Annotated in this window: 23 protein-coding genes and 1 riboswitch; of the genes, 8 read left to right on the top strand and 15 right to left on the bottom strand. The window is 74.6% G+C overall.

The window, feature by feature from the left end:
• A partial coding sequence (locus tag AB0L45_RS36745) for an aminotransferase class III-fold pyridoxal phosphate-dependent enzyme (protein ID WP_365847998.1) occupies positions 1-494 on the bottom strand: 494 nt, incomplete at its 3' end.
• 65 nt (positions 495-559) lie between these two features.
• Positions 560-1,126, bottom strand: a complete 567-nt coding sequence (ectA, locus tag AB0L45_RS36740; RefSeq protein ID WP_365847996.1) for a diaminobutyrate acetyltransferase — start codon at positions 1,124-1,126, stop codon at positions 560-562.
• A 440-nt stretch (positions 1,127-1,566) separates the two neighbouring features.
• Here ectA and AB0L45_RS36735 point away from each other — a divergent pair, with 440 nt between their 5' ends.
• The gene (locus tag AB0L45_RS36735; RefSeq protein ID WP_365847994.1) at positions 1,567-2,658 is read left to right on the top strand and encodes an amidohydrolase family protein; all 1,092 of its coding nucleotides are present in this window, start codon (positions 1,567-1,569) and stop codon (positions 2,656-2,658) included.
• A 123-nt stretch (positions 2,659-2,781) separates the two neighbouring features.
• On the opposite strand, the gene AB0L45_RS36730 is transcribed toward AB0L45_RS36735, so the two are convergent.
• The 3 genes from AB0L45_RS36730 to AB0L45_RS36720 all read right to left on the bottom strand — a co-directional run bounded on the left by AB0L45_RS36730 (position 2,782) and on the right by AB0L45_RS36720 (position 5,418).
• Positions 2,782-3,762, bottom strand: coding sequence for a bile acid:sodium symporter family protein (locus AB0L45_RS36730; RefSeq protein WP_365847992.1), 981 nt, complete (start codon positions 3,760-3,762; stop codon positions 2,782-2,784).
• 82 nt (positions 3,763-3,844) lie between these two features.
• Positions 3,845-4,948, bottom strand: a complete 1,104-nt coding sequence (cobC, locus tag AB0L45_RS36725) for an Rv2231c family pyridoxal phosphate-dependent protein CobC (protein WP_365847990.1) — start codon at positions 4,946-4,948, stop codon at positions 3,845-3,847.
• Positions 4,945-5,418, bottom strand: coding sequence for a cobalamin biosynthesis protein (locus AB0L45_RS36720; protein WP_365847988.1), 474 nt, complete (start codon positions 5,416-5,418; stop codon positions 4,945-4,947). The genes cobC and AB0L45_RS36720 overlap by 4 nt, the downstream gene beginning before the upstream one ends.
• Before the next feature lie 92 nt (positions 5,419-5,510).
• Here AB0L45_RS36720 and AB0L45_RS36715 point away from each other — a divergent pair, with 92 nt between their 5' ends.
• Entirely contained in the window at positions 5,511-6,236 is a 726-nt protein-coding gene (locus tag AB0L45_RS36715; RefSeq protein ID WP_365847986.1) for a ZIP family metal transporter, read from the top strand.
• Positions 6,237-6,274: 38 nt separating this feature from the next.
• On the opposite strand, the gene AB0L45_RS36710 is transcribed toward AB0L45_RS36715, so the two are convergent.
• From AB0L45_RS36710 to AB0L45_RS36670, 9 genes are all read right to left on the bottom strand, one after another.
• Positions 6,275-6,919: a VOC family protein gene (locus tag AB0L45_RS36710; RefSeq protein WP_365847984.1), complete on the bottom strand. Its 645-nt coding sequence runs from the start codon at positions 6,917-6,919 to the stop codon at positions 6,275-6,277.
• Positions 6,912-8,309: a cobyrinate a,c-diamide synthase gene (locus AB0L45_RS36705; protein ID WP_365847982.1), complete on the bottom strand. Its 1,398-nt coding sequence runs from the start codon at positions 8,307-8,309 to the stop codon at positions 6,912-6,914. The genes AB0L45_RS36710 and AB0L45_RS36705 overlap by 8 nt, the downstream gene beginning before the upstream one ends.
• A 55-nt stretch (positions 8,310-8,364) precedes the next feature.
• Complete coding sequence (gene cobO / locus AB0L45_RS36700; RefSeq protein WP_365847980.1) at positions 8,365-8,964, bottom strand: cob(I)yrinic acid a,c-diamide adenosyltransferase; 600 nt, start codon at positions 8,962-8,964, stop codon at positions 8,365-8,367.
• A complete protein-coding gene (locus AB0L45_RS36695) occupies positions 8,964-11,105 on the bottom strand; it encodes a putative cobaltochelatase (protein ID WP_365847978.1) in 2,142 nt (713 codons plus the stop codon). Before AB0L45_RS36695 ends, cobO begins: the two co-directional genes overlap by 1 nt.
• Positions 11,105-12,721 (bottom strand): cobyric acid synthase, encoded by a 1,617-nt coding sequence (locus AB0L45_RS36690; RefSeq protein WP_365847976.1) that lies wholly within the window; start codon positions 12,719-12,721, stop codon positions 11,105-11,107. The genes AB0L45_RS36695 and AB0L45_RS36690 overlap by 1 nt, the downstream gene beginning before the upstream one ends.
• Positions 12,722-12,752: 31 nt before the next feature.
• Positions 12,753-13,733: a cobalamin biosynthesis protein gene (locus AB0L45_RS36685; protein WP_365847974.1), complete on the bottom strand. Its 981-nt coding sequence runs from the start codon at positions 13,731-13,733 to the stop codon at positions 12,753-12,755.
• Positions 13,734-13,863: 130 nt separating this feature from the next.
• Positions 13,864-14,014, bottom strand: a riboswitch (cobalamin riboswitch).
• Between the two features lie 219 nt (positions 14,015-14,233).
• The gene (locus AB0L45_RS36680; protein WP_365847972.1) at positions 14,234-14,470 is read right to left on the bottom strand and encodes a hypothetical protein; all 237 of its coding nucleotides are present in this window, start codon (positions 14,468-14,470) and stop codon (positions 14,234-14,236) included.
• Between the two features lie 37 nt (positions 14,471-14,507).
• Positions 14,508-15,827, bottom strand: a complete 1,320-nt coding sequence (locus tag AB0L45_RS36675; protein WP_365847970.1) for an inorganic phosphate transporter — start codon at positions 15,825-15,827, stop codon at positions 14,508-14,510.
• A gap of 235 nt (positions 15,828-16,062) precedes the next feature.
• The gene (locus AB0L45_RS36670) at positions 16,063-16,860 is read right to left on the bottom strand and encodes a lysozyme (RefSeq protein ID WP_365847968.1); all 798 of its coding nucleotides are present in this window, start codon (positions 16,858-16,860) and stop codon (positions 16,063-16,065) included.
• A gap of 252 nt (positions 16,861-17,112) precedes the next feature.
• Here AB0L45_RS36670 and AB0L45_RS36665 point away from each other — a divergent pair, with 252 nt between their 5' ends.
• The 3 genes from AB0L45_RS36665 to AB0L45_RS36655 all read left to right on the top strand — a co-directional run bounded on the left by AB0L45_RS36665 (position 17,113) and on the right by AB0L45_RS36655 (position 20,848).
• Entirely contained in the window at positions 17,113-17,766 is a 654-nt protein-coding gene (locus AB0L45_RS36665; protein ID WP_365847966.1) for a class II aldolase/adducin family protein, read from the top strand.
• 158 nt (positions 17,767-17,924) lie between these two features.
• Positions 17,925-19,049 carry a prolyl oligopeptidase family serine peptidase gene (locus tag AB0L45_RS36660; protein ID WP_365847964.1) on the top strand — a complete coding sequence of 375 codons (1,125 nt, stop codon included), beginning with the start codon at positions 17,925-17,927 and terminating at the stop codon, positions 19,047-19,049.
• A gap of 320 nt (positions 19,050-19,369) precedes the next feature.
• Positions 19,370-20,848, top strand: a complete 1,479-nt coding sequence (locus tag AB0L45_RS36655; RefSeq protein ID WP_365847962.1) for a hypothetical protein — start codon at positions 19,370-19,372, stop codon at positions 20,846-20,848.
• Between the two features lie 62 nt (positions 20,849-20,910).
• Here the strand turns inward: AB0L45_RS36655 and AB0L45_RS36650 are convergent, their stop codons facing one another.
• Positions 20,911-21,327 (bottom strand): VOC family protein, encoded by a 417-nt coding sequence (locus AB0L45_RS36650; protein WP_365848002.1) that lies wholly within the window; start codon positions 21,325-21,327, stop codon positions 20,911-20,913.
• A gap of 357 nt (positions 21,328-21,684) precedes the next feature.
• On the opposite strand from AB0L45_RS36650, the gene AB0L45_RS36645 reads away from it, so the two are divergent.
• The 3 genes from AB0L45_RS36645 (at position 21,685) to AB0L45_RS36635 (ending at position 24,770) form a co-directional block, all read left to right on the top strand.
• Positions 21,685-23,283 carry an ABC-F family ATP-binding cassette domain-containing protein gene (locus tag AB0L45_RS36645; protein WP_365847960.1) on the top strand — a complete coding sequence of 533 codons (1,599 nt, stop codon included), beginning with the start codon at positions 21,685-21,687 and terminating at the stop codon, positions 23,281-23,283.
• A 368-nt stretch (positions 23,284-23,651) separates the two neighbouring features.
• Positions 23,652-23,873, top strand: a complete 222-nt coding sequence (locus tag AB0L45_RS36640) for a helix-turn-helix domain-containing protein (RefSeq protein WP_030021347.1) — start codon at positions 23,652-23,654, stop codon at positions 23,871-23,873.
• Between the two features lie 117 nt (positions 23,874-23,990).
• Positions 23,991-24,770, top strand: coding sequence for an enoyl-CoA hydratase/isomerase family protein (locus AB0L45_RS36635; RefSeq protein WP_365847958.1), 780 nt, complete (start codon positions 23,991-23,993; stop codon positions 24,768-24,770).
• Position 24,771 lies beyond the last annotated feature (1 nt).

The raw sequence follows: 24,771 nt of genomic DNA, 5'->3' as shown, positions 1-24,771 counted from the left end.
ATGCCGGCACCGGCGCGCTTGAAGGCGTTGCCGGTCACCGCCAGGGCGCCCAGCGACATGCCGTGGAAGGCGTTGGTGAAGGAGACGATCGACTCGCGGCCCTTGACCTTACGGGCCAGCTTGAGCGCGGCCTCCACGGCGTTGGCGCCCGTCGGGCCGGGGAACATGACCTTGTAGGGCAGGTCACGCGGGCGCAGGATGACGTTCTGGAAGGTCTCCAGGAACGCGCGCTTGGCCGTGGTGGACATGTCCAGGCCGTGGGTGACGCCGTCGCGCTCGATGTAGTCGATCAGGGCGCGTTTGAGTACGGGGTTGTTGTGCCCGTAGTTCAGCGACCCGGCACCGGCGAAGAAGTCGAGGTAGGTGTGCCCGTCCTCGTCGTACATGTGGCTGCCCTGCGCGCGGTCGAAGATCGTGGGCCAACCGCGGCAGTAGCTGCGTACCTCGGACTCCACGGTCTCGAAGACGCTCAGGTCGGGCTGGGTGATGGTCACAGCATGCTCCTGGGAGATGAGTGGCGTGAGCGGGGAGAAGTCTGCGGGGGCTGCGAAGGGGTCGGTCAGGGCCGGTGCCCGGCAGGGGGACCGAGCGGCCCGATGCGGTGGAGCACCTCCGGGGTGTGCCCCTGCTCGGGGAAGAGCCCGGCGTCGAGGAGGACCTCGCGCGTCAGGGGCGCGCCGTGGCGCTCGGCGAACGACGCGAACAGCCGGTTGGACGCCGCGTTGTCCGGGGTGATCGTGGTCTCGATGCGACGTACGCCCAGTTCCGTCGCGGCGCGGGCGACCAGGCCGTCCAGCAGGGCGGCGGCCAGTCCGCGGCCGCGGTGCGCCTCGTCGACGGCGACCTGCCAGACGAAGAGCGTGTCCGGGGACTCGGGGCGGAGGTAGCCGGTGATGAAGGCGGCCGGCTCGCCCGCGCCGTCGCGGGCGACGGCGGAGGTGGCGGCGAAGTCGCGACACCACAGCAGGTAGCTGTAGGAGGAGTTGAGGTCCAGCGTCCGGGAGTCGCGGGCGATGCGCCAGATCGCGGCTCCGTCCTCCACGCGCGGTGTGTCGAGCTTGAAACCCTCCGGCAATTCTCTGATATCGCTTCGGGCACCTGCATGGTCTGCTTGTGCGGCGGTCATGCGAATTCAATTTACCCAGGGAAAAAGGAAAATGCATCGGGGGGAGGGGTTACGTGGGGACGGGGTCTTGTGTTATCGCGCGGGGGCGCACGAGCGCGCGAAACGACTGCACGATGTACGGGTTTGCCCGGAAAATTCGGGGCGAAGTGGGCAGGGTGTGGGGTCGGTCACAGCTCCGTAACGTCCTGGTGACCCCACGGAATTACCTGCTCCGGCGCTAGCGAAATCTTGGCGTTTGAGCTGCGAAAAAGCGGGCAGAAGAATACGGGAAGCTGCGCACTGGAGAATTGGAAATTCGCCGGTAAAAGGTGTACCGCAAGAAAAGCCCGGGCGTCCACGGTGTTTCTGTGGAGCGGCTCGCCGTATGAGGCTGCGGTGCCCCGCGATCCGGCGCCCGGGCCCCGTGCCGCCCACCGCACCCCGCGTCATACAGTGCGGCCATGAGCGAGAGCGTGGTGCTGCACATCAAGGGCAGGGTCCTGGCCGGGCCGGACGACGTGCGCGACGAACTCTGGGTCGTCGACGGCCGGGTGACCTACGAGCGGCCGGCGTCCGCACGGGAGGTGACGACCGTTCAGGGCTGGGCGCTGCCGGGCCTGGTCGACGCCCACTGTCACGTCGGACTCGACGCCCACGGGCCGGTCGACGAGGCCACCAGCGAGAAGCAGGCGCTGACCGAGCGCGAGGCGGGCACCCTGCTGCTCAGGGACGCGGGCTCACCGTCCGACACCCGCTGGATCGACGACCGCGAGGACCTGCCGCGGATCATCCGGGCCGGCCGCCACATCGCCCGTACCCGCCGCTACATCCGCAACTACGCCCACGAGATCGAGCCGGAGGACCTGGTCGCGTACGTCGCGCGGGAGGCCCGGCGCGGTGACGGCTGGGTCAAACTGGTCGGCGACTGGATCGACCGCGAGACCGGCGACCTGGGCGCCTGCTGGCCGCGCGGCGCCGTCGAGGCGGCCATCGCCGAGGCGCACCGGCTGGGGGCGCGGGTGACCGCCCACTGCTTCGCCGAGGAGAGCCTCGCGCCACTGGTCGAGGCGGGCATCGACTGCGTCGAACACGCCACCGGTCTCACGGAGGAGACCATTCCGCTGTTCGCCGAGCGGGGCGTCGCGATCGTCCCCACCCTTGTCAACATCGCCACCTTCCCGACGCTGGCCGCCGGTGGTGAGAAGAAGTTCCCCGCCTGGGCGAGCCACATGCGCCGCCTGCACGAGCGCCGCTACGACACCGTACGCGCGGCGTACGACGCCGGGGTGCCCATCTTCGCCGGCACCGACGCGGGCGGCTCCCTCGCCCACGGCCTGATCGCGCAGGAGGTCGCCGAACTCACCAAGGCGGGCATCCCCGCGGTGGACGCGCTCGCGGCGACGACGTGGGGCGCGCGGAAGTGGCTGGGACGGCCGGGCCTGGAGGAGGGCGCCCCGGCGGACCTGGTCGTCTACGAGGCGGATCCGCGCGCGGACGTACGGGTGCTGGGGGCACCGCGGAGGGTGGTGCTGCGGGGGCGGGTGGTCGGTTAGGCGGGGCCCGGTTGCGGGCTGGTTTCCCGGTCTGCGGCGGCGCGGGCCCGGCCCTTACTTCGTCCTACGGTTCCGGACCCTCCCGTACGTGTCAGCCCGACACGTAAGCGGGTGGCGGCGTCGTCAGTGTCCGCGGCGTGCGTCGCGGGCCATCCAGGCGGCCACCACCGCGCCCGAGATGTTGTGCCATACGGAGAAGACGGCCGCGGGGAGCGCCGCTGCGGGGCTGAAGTGGGCGGTGGCCAGGGACGCGGCGAGGCCGGAGTTCTGCATGCCAACCTCGAAGGCCATGGCCCGGCCGGCCGGCTTGCCCAGGCGGGCCAGGCGGCCGGCTCCGTAGCCGAGGGCCAGGCCCAGGCCGTTGTGCAGGACGACGGCGAGGACGACCAGGGCCGCGGCGTCCTTGATGCGGGCGGCGCTGCCGGAGACGACGACCAGCACGATCGCCGCGATCGTCACGGCGGACAGCCACGGCAGCGCGCGCAGCGCCCGGTCCACCCAGCGGCCCGCGACGAGCCGGACCACCAGGCCGCCGAGTACCGGCAGCAGCACCGTCTTGAGGATGTCGGTCACCATCGCCCCGGCTTCCACGTCCAGGAACTGGCCGGCGAGCAGCAGGGTCAGTGGGGGAGTGATGAGGGGCGCGAGGACGGTGGAGACCGTCGCGACCGAGACGGACAGGGCGACGTCGCCGCGGGCCAGGTACGTCACGACGTTGGAGGCGGTGCCGCTGGGGGCGCAGCCGACCAGGATGACACCGGCCGCGAGCTGGGGCGGCAGGTGGAGGGCGGTGGCGATCAGCCAGCCCAGGCCGGGCATGATCACGTAATGGGCGGCCAGGCCCAGGCCCACCGCCCAGGGGCGCTTGGCGACCGCCGCGAAGTCCGGCGGTGTCAGGGTCAGGCCCATCGAGAACATCACGACGCCGAGCAGCCACGGGACGGCGGGCGCCCAGCCGGTGAACGGTGCGGGCCACAGCAGCCCGACGGCGCCCGCCGCGATCACCAGGAGGGGGAAGACGGTGACGGCCCGCCGCGCCGCCCGGTCGGAGGCGGGCAGGTCACCGGCGGGTGCGGGGCGCTGGCTCAGCTGTTCGGTCGGCACGGCGGCACCTTAACGCCGGGCTGCGTGTAGGTGGCAAGGGGTTTCGGATGGTGGACGGGGCGAGGCGGGGCCGGGACGGGCGTCAGCCGGTCAGGGCTTTGTCCAGGGCCTCCGCGAAGCGGTCCGTCGTGGACCGGTCCCGTACCGCCAGCCGCAGCCACTCCGGGCCCAGCCCCGGGAACGTGTCGCCGCGCCGCACCGCGAAGCCGAGTGCCCGCAGCCGGGTGCGGACGGCCGCCGCGTCCGGCAGCCGGACGAGGACGAACGGGCCCTCGGCGGGGGCCGTCGCGTGCACGCGCGTGCCGTCGGGGCCGCGTACCTCCGCCAGCCGGGCCAGCAGGTGGTCCCGGTCCGCCGCGATCTGCCGGGCCGCGTCCGCCGCCTCCGCCAGCGCCGCCGGCTCGCAGCACGCCTCGGCCGCGGCGAGGGCCGGTGCCGAGACCGGCCACAGGGGCTGGGCCTGCTCCAGGGCGGCGATGGTCTCCGGGGCGGCGAGTACGTAGCCGATGCGCAGGCCCGCCAGGCCCCAGGTCTTGGTCAGGCTGCGCAGCACGACGAGTCCGGGTACGTCCGTACGCGACGCCAGCGACGCATGCTCGCCGGGGACCGCGTCCATGAACGCCTCGTCCACGACCAGGGTGCGGCCGGGCCGCGCCAGCCGGGCGATCTCCTCGGCGGGGTGCAGGACGGAGGTGGGGTTGGTGGGGTTGCCGACGACGACGAGGTCCGCCTCGTCGGGGACCGCACCGGCGGTCAGACGGAAGCCGTCGCGTTCGGTGAGCAGCACGCGTTCCACGGCGTGCCCGGCGTCGCGCAGCGCCGCCTCGGGCTCGGTGAACTGCGGATGCACGACCAGCGGCCGGCGGGCCCGTAGCGCACGGGCGATCAGCACGAACGCCTCCGCCGCGCCCGCCGTCAGCAGCACCCGCTCCGGCGGGAGCCCGTGCCGCGCCGCCACCGCCCGGCGTGCCGGGCCGCCGTCGGGGTACGCGGCGAGGCCGTCCAGGGAGGCCGCGATGCGTGCCTTGAGCCAGACCGGTGGCGTACCGGCGCGCACGTTGACGGCGAGGTCGGTCAGCCCGGCGTCCGCGCCGCGCACTTCGGCGTCCCCGTGGTGGCGCAGGTCCGGCTCGTACGGGTGGGGGCCGGGTATGCCGCCGGGGGCGGCGGACGGCGGGGTGGTCACGACGTCTCCTTGGTGCAGAGGGGGGATGAGGCGCCGGCGCGGGCCACGGCGCAGGTGGCCCGGGCTCCGGGCGCGGACGTGTGTTTGCCGACGAGGAGCCGGGCCGCGACGGTACCGGGGCCCGCGTACGGGCCGGGCGCCCCGCCCGTGGCGAGGCCCGCCGCCCCCGCCAGCGCGGCGGCCTCCGCGACGCTCGGCGTGCCGGTGGCGGCCAGCGCCGCCGCCGACGGGTGCGGTACGGGCACGGTGGCCAGCACGGCGGCCGGGTACACCAGCAGCGGCACGCCGAGCCGCCCGGCCGCCTCGGCCAGCCCCGGCTCCGCCGCCTTCGTGTCCACGGTCGCCAGCGCGGTGACCGCGTCCGGTGCCAGGCCCGCGGCCGTGAGACAGTCCATGACCAGTGCCAGCACCTCCGCGGCGGGGACGCCCCGGCGGGCACCGACGCCGGCCACGACGGGTGCCGCGCTCACCGGGCCCGTCCCGCGTCCTGGACATGCGGGATGCCCGGGCGGTCAGTAAGCAGGAGTGAGGGGTGCCGGAACCCCGGGGAAGGGGTGAGACCGTGCCGGTGGTCATCGCGCTGGGCGCGTTCCTGATGACCCTGGCCGGCGGCTGGGTCGCCCATCGGGTCACCGACCGCCGGCACCTGGTCCTGGGGCTGGCCGGCGGCCTGATGCTGGGCGTGGTCGGACTGGACCTGCTGCCGGAGGCGCTGGAGGCGGCGGGCGCCGAGGTGTACGGCGTCCCGGCCGCGCTGCTCTGCTTCGTGCTGGGGTTCCTGACCGCGCACGCGGTGGAACGGCTGCTGGCGGTCCGCAAGGCGGCGCACGGCATGGACCCGGACGAACGCGTGCCGCAGGTCGGTCTGACGGCCGCCGCCGCGATGGTGGTGCACAGCTTCATGGACGGCTTCGCGATCGGCCTGGCCTACCAGGTGGGCCGGGAGATGGCGGTGGCCGTGGCGCTGGCCGTCATCGCCCACGACTTCGCGGACGGCTTCAACACGTACACGATCACCAGCCTGTACGGGAACGCCCGCAACCGGGCGCTGACCATGCTCGGCGCGGACGCGCTCGCCCCGCTGGCCGGCGCCGCCGCCACCCTGCTGTTCACCCTTCCGGAGCAATGGCTCGGGATTTACCTGGGCTTCTTCGGCGGCGTGCTGCTCTACCTGGCGACCTCCGACATCCTCCCGGAGGCACACCACGACCACCCCGCGCTGTCCACCCTGCTGTGCACGGTGGCGGGCGTGGCCTTCATCTGGCTGGTGGTCGGCCTGGCGGGCTGAACCGGTGCGCCGGACGGGCGCGGCACCGGGTACGGCGGTCACGGCGCGCCGGTCCCCACACCCACGGAGACCGGCCCGTTGCGTCCCTCCAGTACGGCGGTCAGCCCCGGCTCGTCGCCCGCCTCGACGGTGAGCGTGGCGCCCAGGGCGGCCAGTTCGGCGCGGATCGTCGACGGGTCGGGGTGGGTGCCGGCGAGCGAGCGCAGCCGGACGGCCGGCAGCCCCGGCACCGTGGCGGGGTGCGGCGTGTCGCCCCAGTCCAGCAGGAACGGCACCAGCCCGCCGCCGGTGCGCGGCGGCGTCAGCGTCCAGGAGAGCGTGCCGCCGTCGGGTGTGTGCCGGGACATCGCCACCGGCTCGCCCGGGTCGTAACCGAGCGCGCGGGCGCGGGCGACGTGCTGGGCGATGTCGTGCACCCGTACCGCCCAGTGGGCCAGCCGCGGGCCGCGCAGCGCGTCGATGCCGAACCAGCGCGGCGCCTCGGGCGCCGGCTGCCCGGGGTCCGGCCCGATGATCTCCAGGTAGGCGCCGTCGCCCAGGCCCAGCAGGGCGTTGCGGGTGCCGCGGCCCGGGTGACCGCCGCCCGGCACCGGCCGGACGCCGGTCAGCGCGGCGACCTCGGCGGCGGTGCCCTCCAGGTCGGGAGTGGCGAGGACCAGGTGGTCCAGTACGGCGTCAGCCACGGCGGGCCTCCAGTGGCGGGCGGTCGGCGGCGCGGGCGGCCAGGCGGCGGGCCAGCGACGGTTCGGCCGCCCAGTGGACGTGCAGGTACGAGGCGTGCACCCCGTCCTGCACATGGCCCTCCACCCGGCGCACGGGATGGGTCATGCCCCAGGCGGGGGACGCGCCCGCGCCCGGTTCCAGCACCGTACGGTGGAACTCGTGGCCGCGCACCCGCGTACCCGCCACGGCAAGGGCGTTGTCGGTCAGCGCCACCGCCTCCCGGTAGCCCAGCGTCAGCCGCTCCGACATCCGCGCGTCGGCGGGCAGCACCCCGCACATCGGCTGGCCGTCGAGGGACCGGGACAGGTACAGCAGCCCGGCGCACTCGGCGACGACCGGCGCGCCCGAGGCCGCCAGGTCCACCACGGCGCGGCGCAGCGGCTCGTTGGCCGACAGTTCGGCCGCGTACATCTCGGGGAAGCCGCCGCCGATCACCAGCGCCTGCGTCCCGGCGGGCAGCCGCTCGTCGCGCAGCGGGTCGAAGACGGCCACCTCGGCCCCGGCGGCCCGCAGGAGTTCGGGGTGCTCGGCGTACGAGAAGGTGAACGCGGCGCCGCCCGCGACGGCCACCACGGGCCGGCCGGCGACGGCGGCAGCACCCCCGGCCCCCTGCGCGACGGCGAGCGCCGGATCCCAGGCCGTGCCGGACAGCTCCGGCGCGCTGTGCGCCAGCGCCAGCAGCGCCTTGAGGTCGCAGCCCTCCCGTACCTGGGCGGCCTGCGCCCGTACGGACTCCACCGCCTCGGCCTGCCGTTCGGCGACCGGGACCAGACCCAGGTGCCGGGACGGCGTCCGCACCTGCGGCGCCCGGCGCAGCGCGCCCAGCACCGGCACGCCCGCCTCGTCCAGCGCCGCGCGCAGCAGCTCCTCGTGCCGGTCCGAGCCGACCTTGTTCAGGATCACCCCGGCCAGCCGTACCTCCGGATCCCAGGACGCGAAGCCGTGCACCAGCGCCGCCACCGACCTCGACTGCGCCGAGGCGTCCACGACCAGCACGACCGGCGCCCGCAGCAGCTTGGCGACCTGCGCGGTGGAGGCGAGCTCGCCGAGCCCGGAGGCACCGTCGTACAGCCCCATCACGCCCTCGACCACCGCCAGGTCGGCACCGGCCGACCCGTGCAGGAACAGCGGTGCCACCTGGTCCGGGCCGCACAGGTACGCGTCCAGGTTGCGGCCCGGCCGGCCCGTCGCCAGGGCGTGGTAGCCCGGGTCGATGTAGTCGGGGCCCACCTTGTGCGCGGAGACCGTGAGCCCGGCCTCGGTGAAGGCCGCCATCAGGCCGGTGGCGACGGTCGTCTTGCCGCTGCCCGAGGCGGGCGCGGCGATGACGAGCCGGGGGATCGTGCTCACGGTCGGGTTGCTCCTGGTCCTGCTGCTCTCGTTGCCGTCGTGCGCGGTGGCGGTGTCACCACTCGATGCCCCGCTGGCCCTTCTGGCCCGCGTCCATCGGGTGCTTGACCTTGGTCATCTCGGTGACCAGGTCCGCGAAGTCGCACAGCTCCCGCGGCGCGTTGCGGCCCGTGATGACGACGTGCTGGGTGCCGGGCCGGTCGCGCAGGACGGAGACGACCTCGGCGGGGTCCACCCAGCCCCAGTGCATGGGGTAGGCGAACTCGTCCAGTACGTACAGCTTGTACGTCTCGGCGGCCAGGTCCCGCTTGACCTGCTCCCAGCCCTCGCGGGCCGCTTCCTCGTTGCTGAACTGCGAGTCGCGCTGCACCCAGGACCAGCCCTCGCCCATCTTGTGCCAGGCGACCGTGCCGCCTTCGCCGGTGCCGCCGAGTACCCGCAGCGCGCGCTCCTCACCCACCTTCCACTTCGCCGACTTCACGAACTGGAACACCCCGACCGGCCAGCCCTGGTTCCAGGCCCGCAGCGCCAGCCCGAAGGCGGCGGTGGACTTGCCCTTGCCGGGGCCGGTGTGGACGAGGACCAGCGGGCGGTTGCGGCGCTGGCGTGTGGTCAGTCCGTCGTCGGGGACGACGGACGGCTGTCCCTGTGGCATTACGCGGCCCTCCGGGTGGTGTGGTGGTTGCCCTGTCCGCGGACGTCGCGGACGAGCGCGGAGACACTGTCCGCGCGCAGTTCGTCGAGGGTGACGACGGTGCCCTGGAGGTCCCGGGCCAGCTCGCCCGCCAGCCCCAGCCGTACCGGCCCGGCCTCGCAGTCCACGACCACCGAGGCGACGCCCTCGGCGCCCAGCAGCCGGGCGGCGCGGGACGTGCGCACCAGCGGCTCGGGGCCGCCGGTGGACCGGCCGTCGGTGACGACCACCAGCAGCGGCCGGCGCGAGGCGTCCCGCAGCCGCTCCACGCGCAGCACCTCGTGGGCCTTGAGCAGGCCCGCGGACAGCGGTGTGCGGCCGCCGGTGGGCAGCGACTCCAGCCGCGCGGCGCCCGCCTCGACCGACGAGGTGGGCGGCAGCGCCAGTTCGGCCGCCGAGCCGCGGAAGGTGATCATGCCGATCTTGTCGCGCCGCTGGTACGCGTCGAGCAGCAGCGACAGCACCGCGCCCTTGACCGCGCTCATCCGCTTGCGCGCCGCCATCGAACCGGACGCGTCCACGACGAAGAGCACCAGATTGCCCTCCCGGCCCTCACGCACCGCCTCGCGCAGGTCGTCCCGGCGGACGACGAGCCCCGGACCGCTGCGTCCGCGCGCCACCTGGTGCGGCGCGGCGGCCTGCACGGTCGCGGCCAGGTGCAGCTTGGTCAGGGTGCCCTGCGGGCGGCGGGCGCCGGTGGTGCGGCCGTGTGCCGTACGGGCCCGCGAGCGGCGGCCGTCCGCACCCTCGCCGAGCCCCGGGACGTCGAGGCGCCGGGTACGGAACGGGTCGCCGGCCGCGACGGCGGCCTTTTCGCCGCCTCCGCCCGGGGTGTCCTCCTGCGGGCCGTCGGACTCCGGGCCGGCGGCCCGCGCCTTCGGGTCGGCGGGGGCCGGTTCCGGATCCGGGGCCTGCGACTGCTCGGGCAGCTGCGGCTGGTCGTGCGGCGCCTGCGCGTCCTGGCCCTGCGGGCCGTCCGCGCCGCCGTCACCGTCGCCGTCCTGCGGCGGCTGTCCGCCGCCCGGCCCGTCGGGGCCGTCGTCGGGGCCGCCGTCCGGGTCCGGGTCGGGCTCCGAGTCGTCGTCGTCCGCGGCGAACTCCTCCAGCACCTGGTCGAGTTTGTCCTCGTCCAGGCCGGGCGCGTCGAAGGGATTGCGACGGCGCCGGTGGGGGAGCGCCAGGAGGGCGGCCTGCCGTACGTCCTCCTCGCGGACCTCCGTACGGCCCGCCCACGCGGCCAGCGCGCCGGCAGTACGCGCCATCACGATGTCCGCGCGCATCCCGTCGACCTCGAACGCGGCACACACCGCGGCGATCTGCCGCAGCACCGCGTCCCCGAGGACCACCTCAGGCAGCAGTGCCCGCGCGGCGGCGATCCGCTCCCGCAGCTCGCCCTCCTCGGCGGCCCAGCGCGCTGCGAAGCCCGCCGGGTCGGCGTCGTAGGCCAGACGGCGCCGGACGACCTCGACCCGCTGGTCCGGCTCGCGGGACGCGGCGACCTCGACGGTCAGTCCGAAGCGGTCCAGCAACTGCGGCCGCAGCTCGCCCTCTTCAGGGTTCATGGTGCCGACGAGCAGGAAGCGCGCGGCGTGCCGTACGGAGACGCCTTCGCGCTCGACGTACGAGGCGCCCATGGCGGCGGCGTCCAGCAGCAGGTCCACGAGGTGGTCGTGGAGCAGGTTGACCTCGTCCACGTACAGGATGCCGCGGTGCGCGTCCGCCAGCAGGCCGGGCTCGAAAGCCTTCACGCCTTCCGACAGCGCGCGCTCGATGTCCAGCGCGCCGACCAGGCGGTCCTCGGAGGCGCCGACGGGCAGCTCGACCATGCGGGCCGGGCGCTCCTCCGCGCCGGCCGCCTCGTGCGGGCCGTCCGGGCACGCCGGGTCCGGCGCGGCGGGGTCGCAGGAGAAGCGGCAGCCGGTCACGACCGGGACGTCCGGCATCAGCGCCGTCAGGCCCCGCACGATCGTCGACTTCGCGGTGCCCTTCTCGCCGCGGACGAGCACCCCGCCGATGGCCGGCGAGATGGCGTTGAGCAGCAGGCTCAGCCGCATGTCGGACATGCCGACGACCGCGGTGAACGGGTAAGGGACCGATGCCATTAAGGAGTACCCCCTTCGAGGGACGTGCGGTGTGCGGGCGCGGCGGAGGCCGCGCCGGGTGCGGCCGGGGTGCGGGGCGGCGGTATCGGTGGCGCCCCCGGCGGTACGAACGGCAGCCCGGCCGGCACCCCGTCCTCGATCAGCCGCAGCAGCGCCTCCGTGTCCGCGTGCTCCTCGATCAGGTCGCCGAGCCTGTCGAGCTGCTCCTCGCGCAGCGCGGCGAAACTGGTGTCCGGCGCGGGGACGAACGCCCGGCCCGCGTCGGCGGCCACCCGCCGCAGGAACGCCCGCCGGAAGCCGTCGCTCTCCAGGGAGCCGTGCCAGTGGGTGCCCCAGACCGATCCGGACCGGCAGCCGTCCAGGAAGGGCTGCCCGCCGAGGACCTCGGCCACGCCGTGGTGGATCTCGTACCCCTCGACCGGCTGACCCAGCTCCTCGCCGGACGGCCGGGCCAGGGTCTTGTCCGCCGCGAACCGTACGCGTACGGGCAGCAGGCCCAGCCCGTCCACCGTCCCGGCCTTCGACTCGACCTCGTCCTCGATCCGCTCGCCCAGCATCTGGAAACCGCCGCAGATGCCGAGCACCGGGCGGCCCTCCGCCGCCCGCCGCCGGACCGCGTCCGCGATGCCGCGCTCGCGCAGCCACTGGAGCGCGCGGACGGTGCCGCGGGTGCCGGGCAGGACGACGAGGTCGGCGTCGGCCAGTTCCTCGGGGCGGTCCACGAACCGGACCACGACGCCCGGTTCGGCGGCCAGCGCGTCCACGTCCGTGAAGTTCGACATCAGCGGTACGGCGGCCACCGCGACCCGCAGCACGTCGGCACCGTGCGGCGGCGCCACGACGCTCTCGCGCACCGCGCCGCGCAGCGACACCCGCAGGCCGTCCTCCTCGTCGATGCCCAGACCGTGCGCGAACGGCAGCACCCCGAGGGTGGGCCGCCCGGTCAGCTCCTTCAGCATCTCCAGGCCCGGTTCCAGCAGCGTCACATCGCCCCGGAACTTGTTGACCAGATAGCCCGCGACCAGCGCCTGGTCCTCCGGGGACAGCAGCGCCGTGGTGCCGAAGAACGAGGCGAACACCCCGCCCCGGTCGATGTCGCCGACCACCACGGCCGGGATACGGGCGGCGCGCGCGATGCCCATGTTCACGATGTCGGTACGCCGCAGGTTGATCTCCGCCGGGCTGCCGGCACCCTCGCAGATCACCGCGTCGTGCGTACGGCGCAGCTCCTGGAGGCAGTCCGTGACCGTACCGAGCAGCTGCTCCTGGCGCCCCGCGTGGTAGCCGCGCGCGCTCAGCTCGCCCACCGGCTTGCCCATCAGCACGACCTGGCTGCTGCGGTCACTGCCCGGCTTCAGCAGCACCGGGTTCATCAGCGCGCTCGGCTCGACGCGCGCCGCCGCTGCCTGCATGGCCTGTGCCCGCCCGATCTCCGCGCCCTCGCGCGTCACGAACGAGTTCAGCGACATGTTCTGTGCCTTGAAGGGCGCCACCTTGACGCCCTTGCGGGCCAGCCAGCGGCAGATGCCCGCCGTCACCACGCTCTTGCCCGCGTCGGACGTGGTGCCCGCCACCAGCAGCCCGCCGCCGAGCGGAGCCCCACCCGAACCGTTCACCTGGCACTCCTCGCCGTGCGTGCGTTGCCGCTCACTTGGTCCTCCTGGCCGTACGGGAGCGCCGCAGCGCCCCGGCCGCCAGCCTGCCCGTCACCGTGGCCGCCAGCGCCAGCGCGCTCACCCGGCGCGACAGCCGCACGGCCCGCTCGACGTCCGCCACCGCGACGGGCCGCCCGGCGTCACCGTTGAGCACCGGCCGGTGCTCGACCCGGCCGCCGTACGCCAGCGTGCCGCCCAGCCGCACGCCCAGCGCCCCGGCGAACGCCGCCTCCACCGGGCCCGCGTTCGGGCTCGGGTGGGACGGGCCGTCCTGCCGCCAGGCGCGCCACGCGCCCCGCCGGTCCGGACCGGCCAGCACCGCCAGCGCGGCGGTCAGCCGGGAGCCGGGGAAGCCGGCCACGTCGTCGAGGCGGGCCGAAGCCCAGCCGAAGCGGCGGTAGCGCGGGGACTTGTGGCCCACCATCGCGTCCAGCGTGTTGACGGCACGGAACGCCAGCAGCCCCGGCACGCCCGCGACCGCGCCCCACACCAGGGCGCCGACCACCGCGTCCGAGGTGTTCTCGGCGACGGACTCGACCACCGCGCGCGCCAGCTGCTGCCCGTCCAGGGCCTGCGGGTCGCGCCCGCACAGGTGCGGCAGGCGCTCGCGCGCCACGTCGAGGTCGCCCACGGCGAGCGCGCCGCCGACGGCCCGCGCCTCGCGGCCCAGCGAGGTGCCGCCCAGGACGGCCCAGGTGGCGGCGGCGGTCAGCGCGACGGAGGCGGGAAAGGCGGCGGGGGAGCGGCGCACGGCGCGGTCCAGCAGCGCGGCACCGGCGGCGGTGCCGCCCGCGAGCAGCGCGGTGTGCAGGGCGCCGCGCCCGCGGTCGTCGCGCCACAGGCGGCGTTCCACGGCGGCCGCGGCCCGCCCGAAGGCGGCCACGGGGTGACCGCGCCGGGGATCGCCCACGGCCAGGTCGCCGAGGAAGCCGAGGGCCGCGCCGCACGCGTAGCCGGCGTGTTCGGCACGCATCGGATCAGACCGCCGTCACGCCTCGGAGGGGCGGCGTGGGGGTACGTCCAGCAGATCTCGAACTGCGGCCGGGCATGGCGGTAGGTCCTCACTCAGGGTCCGCGCCCTGGTTCGACGGATACGGCGACGAGAGTCTCCTGGCTCCCCGGATCGGCGCTTCCCCCGGCCTTCCAGTCCGTACGGGAACCTGCGTCGCGGGACGCGGACCGTGGCCCTTGGTGGAGGGGCGCTCCCCGGTGACAGTGGCGGGACCGCGCCGGATTCTCACCGGACTTCCTCATCTGTCGCCGATTGGCTCCGGCAGTCCACCACGCTCCGCGAAGCCCGTCAACTCGCGCTTGACCTGCGGCGCGGGGCCGTGCCGGTGCCTGTGTCCAAGGACACAGCGGCCGGTGCCCGGCACGCCGCGGAAGGACGTCCGGCGAACGACGACGGGGCGCCCGGCGGACGCGGCGGGTGCCGCGGCCACCGGACGCCCCGGGGCGCCGTGCCGGTGCCGGTCAGGCGGCGACGATCAGATAGATCCCGTACGCCACGGCCGCCGCGCACAGCGCGAAGCAGGCGTACGCCCCGGCCCGCGCCGCGCCGCCGGGCGCGCCGGCGGTCACCGGCGCGCCCTCCTGCCGCGGCGTGCGGGACGTGCCGACGATGCCGAGGGTGAACAGGCCCACGATCCCGACCGTCACGACCAGCGTGACACCGAAGACCTGGCCGAGCGCTGCCCAGTCGATGCTCATTGCGTTCTCGTTCCTCCGTGGGAGCCGTGCGGCCGGGTCAGCCGGCGGCCGAGCCGGCCTTGGCGCGGCGCCGGTCGTGCGTCTCGTGCGGGTGGGCGGCCACCGGGTCGGCGATCACCGGGGCGGCGCCGACCGGGTCCGCGAGCGGCGCTCCGGCCACCGCGGGCGCCGGGACGGCGGCCACGACCGGGCCGGCGGGCGGCGGCGCGACGGCCTGCAGCGCGGTGGTGACGACGCCGGCGGGCTCCGCCGCCGGGCCCTCGTTGACGTTGGTGTGGTCCACCGGCTTGCGCCGGGAGGCCATCCAGATCGCGCCGCAGACGGCGAGGGCCAGGACGGCGACGGCCGCGATGCCCCAGTCGCCCTGGTCGGCCAGGAGCGCGGCACCGGCCGCGACCAGCCCGGCGGCCGGCAGCGTCAGGCACCAGGCGGCGGCCATCCGGCCCGCCGTGGACCAGCGCACCACGCCGCCCTTGCGGCCCAGGCCGGAGCCCATCACCGCGCCGGAGCACACCTGGGTGGTGGAGAGCGCGAAGCCGAGGTGGGAGGAGGCCAGGATGGTGGCCGCGGCGCCGGTCTGGGCGGCGAAGCCCTGCGGCGGCTGGATGTCGGTGATGCCCTTGCCCATCGTGCGGATGATCCGCCAGCCGCCCAGGTACGTGCCGAGGGCGATGGCCAGGCCGGCCGAGGCGATGACCCACAGCGGCGGGTCGGCGTGCGGCGCGACGACGCCGCCGGTGATCAGCGCGAGGGTGATCACGCCCATCGTCTTCTGGGCGTCGTTGGTGCCGTGGGCGAGGGAGACCAGCGCGGCCGAGGCGATCTGCCCGGCGCGGTAGCCCTTGGCGGTGTCCTCCTCGGCGCGGTTGCGGGCCAGCCGGTAGGTCAGCCGGGTCGCGGCCGTCGAGGCCAGGCCGGCCACGATCGGGGCGGCGACGGCCGGGATGAGGACCTTCATGACCACGGCGCCGCCGTGCACGCCGCTCGCGCCGACGGACACCAGGGTCGCGCCGATCAGGCCGCCGAACAGGGCGTGCGAGGAGCTGGAGGGGAGTCCGGCCAGCCAGGTGACCAGGTTCCAGACGATGGCACCGACCAGCCCGGCGAAGATCACCTCTGGTCTGATGCCGGCGCTCTCGTCGATGATCCCGCCGGAGATGGTCTTGGCGACCTCCACGGACAGGAACGCGCCGAGCAGGTTGAGGGCCGCCGACATCGCCACTGCCGCCTTGGGCTTGAGCGCCCCGGTGGAAATGGTGGTGGCCATGGCGTTGGCCGTGTCGTGGAAGCCGTTCGTAAAGTCGAACACCAAGGCCGTGACGATCACGATCCCGATGAGAAGCGTGATGTGTTCCATTCACCCAGGCAATCAGTTCGATGGGCAGTGACGCTCGGGACCGTACGGACGATGGGTGAACGGAAGGTGAACTGGGGCGGGCGTCGCAGTGACGCCCCCGCAGGGGTGGCGCGGAGACGCCCGTACCGCCCCACGGGCCCCGGGCTCACCAGCACGGGCGCATCATGCGTCGCACGCGTACCGTGCCGGGCGTGCCGGTGCTCGGTGCGGCGGCTCCGGTGTCCCGGCCGCTGCCTCACCCCCGGGCGAAGCGCCGCAGCCCCGCGGCCGTGCCGTTCCACTTGTTCTGGTCGCCGGGCAGCGCACCGGCCCCGGCGTGCTGCCAGATGCTCGGGTACGCCCAGCCGGCGGGCAGCGGACCCGGGGTGCTGTGCCAGCGGGCCAGCCACAGGGGGTGGGTGGCGGCGAACGCCCGGCTGCCGCCGGTGCAGCCGTTCCACCACCGGGCCGTCGTGTAGATCACCGGCCGCCGTCCGGTCCGGCGCAGCACCTCGTCGCTGAACCCGCGGACCCACCGGATCAGCGCGGCGCCGCTCATCCCGTAACAGGCGTGCTGCCGGTCGTACGGGTTGTGCTCCAGGTCGAGCGCCGGGGGCAGTGTCCAGCCGTCCGCCTTCCAGTGGCCGCCGTGCCGCAGGAAGTACCGGGCCTGCGCGCGGCCGGAGGAGGCGTTCGGCACGCCGAAGTGGTACGCGCCGCGCAGCAGGCCCGCCTTGCGCGCGCCGCGGTACTGCCGGGAGAAGTGCGGGTTGCGGTACCAGGCCGACTCGGTGGCCTTCACGTACACGAAGCGGCCGCCCTTCGCCCGTACGGACTTCCAGTCGACGTTCCCCTGGTGCGAGGACACGTCGTGCCCGGCCGGTCTGCCGGCGGCCTCAGCCGCGGGGGCGGCGGGCAGGGCGGTGGCCAGGACGCCGGTCAGCGTGCCCACGGCGAGGACTCCGGCGGCCAGACGGCGACGGTGGCCGCGCGGGCGGCGGGGCAGGCGTGGCGGGTCCGGCGGGTCGGGCAGGTGATCGCGGTCATGGGCCATGGCTCCCCCAGGGATCCCCGGACGGCTACGTGCATGACAGATCTCCGGCAGCGTACCGAGTGATCCGCGCAAGACGGTCGATGCCCGGTCAATCCCTGCCCGTCTGCCCACAGTCCGACATGGCGGATACCGGAGGCCGGGGATCCGCCCCACGGCTCGGCACCCGGCCCGTACGGTGTCGGCAGCCCCGCGCGCACCACATCCGCGCGCCCCCGCCGGGCCTCGCCCGCACCGCACACCGGAGGCATACGCATGACGGACCCGGAAGCCATCGACCGCGCCTGGGACGAGCTGGTCGCCACCGCCCGCCGCACGGTCACCGACGGACTCGTCGTCGGCACCTCCGGCAACGTCTCCGTCCGCGTCGGCGACCTCGTACTGGTCACTCCCAGCGGCGTCCGCTACGACCGGCTCGGGCCCGGCGACCTGACCGCGGTCGACCTCGAAGGCCGCCAGGCCCGCGGCACGCTGCGCCCCACCAGCGAACTGCCCATGCACCTGGCCGTCTACCGCGCCACCGGCGCCGCCGCGGTCGTGCACACCCACGCCACCCACGCCACCGCCGTCTCCACCCTCGTCACCGAACTCCCGCCGGTGCACTACATGACCGCGGCCCTCGGCGGCCCCGTCCGCGTCGCGCCGTACGCCCTCTACGGCACCGAGGAGTTGGCCAGGAACATGCTCGCCGCGCTGCGCGACCGCACCGGCTGCCTCCTGCGGAACCACGGCACCATCGTGTACGGCGACACCCTTGACGAGGCGTTCGACCGCACCGCCCAGCTGGAGTGGATGTGCCGCGTCTGGCTCGCCGCCAACTCGCTGCCCGGCCGCGAACCCACCCTGCTCACACCGGAACAGCTCGACGCGGCCGGCGAGCAGTTGCGCGGTTACGGGCAGCGCCGCTGACGTACGGCGCGGACCCGGCCGACCCCGATTCCGTCCGGCCGTTCCCGTCTCCGTCCGGCCGTTCCCGCCTTCGCCCGGCCGGGTGCGGTCCCGCCCGGCGTCACCCGGCCGCTCCCGCCCACTGGCCGCGGCCGCGGCGTCCGCCCACACTGGGGAGGATGCGTCTGGGTACCGCGGCAGCAGCCGCCACCACGGTGATCGGTACCGGCGCGGCCGCGGTGGCGGCCGGCCGGTACGCCAGCGACATGGTCCTCAAGCCCGCGCCCGACCGGCCGCTGCCGGGCGACCCGCGGCTCACGGTGCACGCCACCGGCCCCGGGCGGATCACCCTCACCCGCAGCCTCGCCTCGCTGCGGCCCGGCACCTACGGGCTCACCGGCGCGGGCGGCCACGCCGTCGTCGGCCCCCTCCTGGACGGCGTGCCGCACCCGGCGGACACGGTCGTCCGCCGCCTGGAACGGGTCACCCACGGCACCCTCCAGCCGGGCGCCCGGATGCGCCTCACCCCCCAGGTGCACATCGGCAACCCGCGCGACGCGCTGGACCTCGACTGCGCCGACGTCGACATCCCCGGGGAGCTGGGCGCGCTGCCCGCGTGGTTCGTGCCGGGCGCCCGGGACACCTGGGTGATCACCGTGCACGGCCTGGGCACCACCCGGGAGCACCCCATGGTGGTCATGCCGTTCCTCAGCGACCACCAGCTGCCCGTCCTGGACCTCGCCTACCGCAACGACGTCGGCGCCCCGCACACCGCCGACGGCATCAGCCACCTCGGCGACTCCGAATGGCGCGACGTGGACGCCGCGATCCGCTACGCCGTCCAGTACGGCGCCGAACGCGTCGTCCTGCACGGTTGGTCCACCGGCGCGTCCATGGCCCTGCACGCCGCCGCCGGCTCCGCGCTGCGCGACCGCATCGCCGGCCTCGTCCTGGACTCACCCGTCCTGGACTGGCAGACCACCGTCCGCGCCCTGGCCGCCGCCCGCCGCGTCCCGCGCCCGCTGCTCCCGCTGGCCGTACGCGCCGCCGAGGGCAGCACCGGGCTGCACGCCGGGCGGCTGGCCGAAGCCTGGACCCCGGAACTGCTCTCCGTGCCGACCCTGCTGATCCACGGGCCGCACGACACCCTCGCCCCCTGGGCGGCCTCCCGCGAACTGGCCGCACGGCGCCCCGATCTGGTCACGCTGCACCCGGTGCCGCACGCCCCGCACGCGGCCATGTGGAACGCCGACCCGGCCACGTACGAGGAGACACTGCGCCGCTTCCTCACCCCCCTCATGTGAGCCGCACCGGGAGGCCGTACCGCACGGGCGCACGGCCTCCCGGCGACTTGCCCGAGTTGTGGTGACCTGTCCGCGCTCCGTCCGTGCGGCCGCTGCGCCCGGACGGCCCGTGCGGACCGGTCCGCACGGCCGGCCGCCACCTCGCGTACGCCCCGGGACGCCCCCCTCGTACGGCCTGCGGCCACGCCCCGTACAGCCCCCGGTGGCCCGCCCGTACGGCCCGCGCCGGCCGCCCCGTGCGCCCCTCGTGCGACGGGCCGCCGGAACGTACCGACCGTTCCGATTGGGCTTTCGGGCCGTCAGCGGGAAGACTGCACCCTGTGACGTCCCGTACTCCGCGCGACTCCCGGCTCCGACTCGTCCCCCGTCAACCGATTGCCGCCGCCCGCCGAGCGGTGAGCACCCGGGCCGCCCGGCCGGCGCCCCGGCCGCCCCAGGGCACCCCGCCGCCCGCGGAACTGGCGCGCCAGGCCCGCGCCGGCCTCGCCGGTGCCGTACGCCTCGCCCGCTGGGCCGACGGCGAGCACGGCGCGGGCGCCGGGCTGCGGGCCGGTACGGACGGCGCCCTCCCGGCGGACGTCGCCGAACAGGCGGCGCGCGACCTGCGGCTGACACCGGACCAGGTCCGGACGGACTGGGACCTGGCCCGGCTGGCCGGACTCGTCGAACTGCACGGCGGCGTGGCCCGCCCCGGCTGGCGGCTGCGCGCCTGGGAGCGCGACGACACCGCCGCGCTGCGCGGCTGGGTCGCGCTCTTCGACGCCTGGTCGCTGGCGCGCCCCGCGCCACCCGGCGCCGGGCCGACCGCCGTCGCCGAGGTCGTCGAGGCCGTGCCGCAGCTGCTGTCCCTGCTGCACCTGTCGGCCGGTCCGGTCCGGCTCCCGGTCCTGCTGGACATGCTGGAACAGCGGGTCGCCGAACTCCGCACCGAGCGCTGCGAGGTGCCGTACGGACCGGACCGCGGCCCGCACGCGGGCCCCGGGACGGGCCCGGGCACGACCGCGGGCCCCGCGCCGGACCGGGCCGGGGCGGCGGGTGACACCGCGGGGGTGTCACTCGCGGCGCTCCTGGACTGGGCGCTGGACGGTCTCGCCGCCGTAGGAGCGCTCGTCGTGCGCGACGGCGCGAAGACCGGTCTGCCCGCCGAACGCGAAGCCCTGCTCACCCCCCTCGGCAACTGGTCGGTCTGGGTCAAGCTGGAACAGATCTGCGTCGCCGCGCAGAGCCCGGCGGGCAACATCGAGCAGTCCGCCGAGGCGATGCTGCGCGGCTGCGCCCGGCTGACCCCGGGCCCGGCGCGCGCCGAATACCGCGCCTGGCTCGCCGCCCGGTCGGCGGGCAGCGCGGTCGAGGAGCTCCTCGACGTCGCCCGCGGCGAGGACGCCCTGCTGCGCGGCCTCGCCTTCGAGGCGCTGCGCGCCGTCGGCGCGCCCGCCGAGCCGGCCGTACGCGCCGCCGCCGACGAGCCGGGCCTGCGCCCGTACGCCCTGCTCTGGCTGGTCGAGCACGAGGGCGGCGACCCGGAGACCGCGCCGGACGTGCTCACCCGCGAGGAGTCCACCTGGCTGTGGGTGGACACCGCCGCGGCCGTCGCCGACCACGGCGAGAGCCAGCTGCTGGTCCGTCACCTCGACTCGGCCGTCCAGGGCTCGGTGCCGCGCCTGCTGGAGGAGGTACGGGCCGTCGGCCATCCGCGCACCGTGCAGGTGCTGGTCGCGCTGGCCGCCGCCCACCCGGACCCGGCCCTCGCCAAGGCCGTCCGCCGCGCGGCCTTCCAGGTCCACACCGGCGGCGCCTGACGCTGCCGGGGCGGGCGTCCGGCCTCCGTTTCGCGGCGTCCGACGCCCCGCCCCGGCCTCCCTCAGGCCTTCGGAACCGCCGGCGCGTACGTGCCGAAGGTCCAGAGGTTGCCCTCCAGATCGCGGGCCGTGTACTCGCGGGAGCCGTAGTCCTGGTCCGTGAGCGGCAGCACAGTCTCCACGCCGGCCTGCTCGGCCCGGCGGTGGTGCGCGTCCGGGTCGGCGACGGTCACGTACACCCCGACCGGGCCGCCCGCTCCGAGCGCTTTCTCGTACGGACTGCCGTTGCCCTTCGAACCCAGCATCACCACGCCGTTGCCGAAGGACAGCTCGGCGTGCAGCACCGTGCCGTCCTCGCTCTCGTACAGCGCGGTGCGCGTGAAGCCGAAGGCTTCCGTCAGCTGCTTGATCGCCGCCTTCGCGTCGCGGTACTGCAACGCCGGGCAGAACGTCGGTGCTCCTGCCGTCCCCGCCGTCATGTCGGCCATGACGCTCACCTTCCCTGTGTGCGGTCAGGTCGTGCGGACCCCGTTTCGAGACCCACATCACAGTCTGGCACCAGGGTCTGACAACGCCCCCGGAACACCCTCCGGCCTGGCCCGGCAGCCCCGCACCGCCGCTGTCGCCGCGCCACCGCCCCGGCCGGCGGCCCGCGAAAACTGGTTGCACGTCACCGCTAGACTGGTCCGTATGGCAATTCTCCTCGTGCATTAGACGGCGCCGCACGCCGCTCCCGCCGCCCGTACGCACCGGCTCGTGCCGTGTGCGGGGCGTGCCGCGCGGGTGTGATCCTCTCCGTCCCTTCCGCTGTCCTCACCTGCCCTGGAGTCTTTCCCGTGATCACCGCCTCCGGCCTGGAGCTGCGCGCCGGCGCCCGCGTCCTCATCGAGTCCGCCTCCTTCCGTATCGCCAAGGGCGACCGGATCGGACTGGTCGGCCGCAACGGCGCGGGCAAGACGACCCTCACCAAGGTCCTGGCGGGCGAAGGCATCCCGGCCGCCGGCACGGTCACCCGCTCCGGCGAGGTCGGCTACCTGCCGCAGGACCCGCGCACCGGCGACCTGGACGTGCTCGCCCGCGACCGCATCCTGTCCGCCCGCGGCCTGGACGCGGTGCTGCGCAAGATGCGCGAGAACGAGGACCGGATGTCCAACGGCAAGGGCGCCACCCGCGAGAAGGCGATGAAGAAGTACGAGCGCCTGGAGACGGAGTTCCTGACCAAGGGCGGCTACGCGGCCGAGGCGGAGGCCGCGACCATCGCCGCCAGCCTGGGCCTGCCCGACCGCATCCTCGGCCAGCCCCTGCACACCCTCTCCGGCGGTCAGCGGCGCCGCGTCGAGCTGGCCCGGATCCTCTTCTCGGACTCCGACACCCTGCTCCTGGACGAGCCGACCAACCACCTCGACGCCGACTCGATCGTCTGGCTCCGCGACTACCTCAAGACGTACCGCGGCGGCTTCATCGTGATCTCCCACGACGTCGACCTGGTCGAGACCGTGGTCAACAAGGTGTTCTACCTGGACGCCAACCGGTCCCAGATCGACATCTACAACATGGGCTGGAAGCTGTACCAGCAGCAGCGCGAGGCCGACGAGAAGCGCCGCAAGCGCGAGCGCGCCAACGCCGAGAAGAAGGCCGCCGCGCTGCACTCGCAGGCCGACAAGATGCGCGCCAAGGCGACCAAGACCGTCGCCGCCCAGAACATGGCCAAGCGCGCCGACAAGCTCCTCGCGGGCCTGGAGGAGGTACGCGCTTCCGACAAGGTCGCCAAGCTGCGCTTCCCGGACCCCGCGCCCTGCGGCAAGACCCCGCTGACCGCCGAGGGCCTGTCGAAGTCGTACGGCTCGCTGGAGATCTTCACCGACGTCGACCTGGCCATCGACAAGGGCTCCCGGGTCGTCATCCTCGGCCTGAACGGCGCGGGCAAGACCACGCTGCTGCGGCTGCTGGCGGGCGTGGAGAAGCCGGACACCGGCGAGGTGCGCCCCGGGCACGGCCTGAAGCTGGGCTACTACGCGCAGGAGCACGAGACGCTGGACCCGGACCGCACGGTCCTGGAGAACATGCGCTCGGCCGCGCCGGACATGGACCTGGTCGACATCCGCAAGACGCTCGGCTCGTTCCTGTTCTCCGGTGACGACGTCGACAAGCCCGCGGGCGTGCTCTCCGGTGGTGAGAAAACCCGGCTGGCGCTGGCCACCCTGGTGGTCTCCTCCGCCAACGTGCTCCTCCTGGACGAGCCGACCAACAACCTCGACCCGGCCAGCCGCGAGGAGATCCTCGGCGCGCTGCACACCTTCACCGGCGCCGTGGTGCTGGTCTCCCACGACGAGGGCGCGGTGGACGCCCTCCAGCCGGAGCGCATCATCCTGCTGCCCGACGGGGTCGAGGACCTGTGGGGCCAGGACTACGCGGACCTCGTCGCGCTGGCCTGAGGCTGCCTGCCCGCCGCACCCCGAGGCGCTCCCGGGGCCGGAGGGATCAAGGGCGTATGGATCATTCGGCCGACGGGTGATCCATCATCTGAGTGAGAGCGGCTCGTACATCGGCGAGCCTCCCTGTGACGGCCGGGCCCTGTGGGCCCGGTCGTCATCATTTCGTACCAGCCCCCTCTGACCTGCTGGTTCGCCGAGAATTCCATGGTCGGAGCGGTGGAATCAAGAGCGGAACCCCTAATTCCAAGAGTCAATCCGGCGCCTTCAGCGCCAAAGGATGTGCCACGGACCTTGCTGAATGGGTGGCCAGGAACGCCGGGAGGGGTGATCATGAGAGTCCAGAGCGCACTTCCCACGAGGAGGCACGGGTGGCCGAGACTCTGAAGAAGGGCAGCCGGGTGACCGGCGCCGCGCGCGAGAAGCTCGCGGCAGACCTGAAGAAGAAGTACGACTCCGGAGCGAGCATCCGGGCGCTGGCCGAAGAGACCGGCCGCTCCTACGGGTTCGTGCACCGGATGCTCAGCGAATCCGGTGTGACCCTGCGTGGTCGTGGCGGAGCCACCAGGGGCAAGAAGGCCGCCTCGGCCTGACCGAGGCGTTCCGCTCCGGGAGCTACGGTGCCACCCGGTCGGTCGAGCAGGCGACCGGGTGGTTACTGTTCAGTCACTTAAGCACGCAAGTGCGGTCGGCTGACTCGGAGGCGCCCCATGACTCTGCTCGACAAGGACGGTGTGCGGCTCACCGTGGACGACGTGATCGCCACGGTGACCCTCGCCGTACCGGCCAAACGCAACGCGCAGTCGCCTGCCATGTGGCGGGCGCTGACCGAGGCCGGTTCGCTGGTGCCGGGAGACGTCCGGATCGTGGTGCTGCGCGGTGAGGGCCAGTCCTTCTCCGCCGGCCTGGACCGGCAGGCGTTCACGCCCGAAGGCTTCGACGGCGAACCGTCGTTCCTCGACATGGCGCGTGGCCCGGACAGCGAACTGGACGCCACGATCGCCGAGTACCAGGAAGCGTTCACCTGGTGGCGGCGTCCCGACGTGGTGTCCATCGCCGCTGTCCAGGGGCATGCGATCGGCGCCGGCTTCCAGCTCGCGCTCGCCTGCGACCTGCGGGTGTGCGCCGACGACGCGCAGTTCGCCATGCGTGAGACCAGCCTCGGGCTGGTGCCGGACCTGACCGGCACCCACCCCCTGGTCTCCCTGGTGGGTTACGCCCGCGCGCTGGAGATCTGCGCCACGGGCCGCTTCGTGCACGCCGACGAGGCCGAGCGCATCGGCCTGGCCAACCTCGTCGTGCCCGCCGCCGACCTGGACGGTGCCGTCGCGGACCTGGCCGGGGCGCTCGTCGCCGCGCCGCGGGACGCCGTCATCGAGACCAAGGCCCTGCTGGCGGGCGCCGCTTCCCGTACGTACGAGGAGCAGCGGGCCGCCGAACGTGCCGCACAGGCCCGCCGCCTGCGCGACCTGGCGGGCCTGGGCGAGTAGG

Source organism: Streptomyces sp. NPDC052496, assembly GCF_040679095.1.
GTDB lineage: Bacteria > Actinomycetota > Actinomycetes > Streptomycetales > Streptomycetaceae > Streptomyces.
The sequence above is the reverse complement of the archived record's forward strand: the minus strand, read 5'-3'. Positions and strand labels throughout refer to the sequence as shown.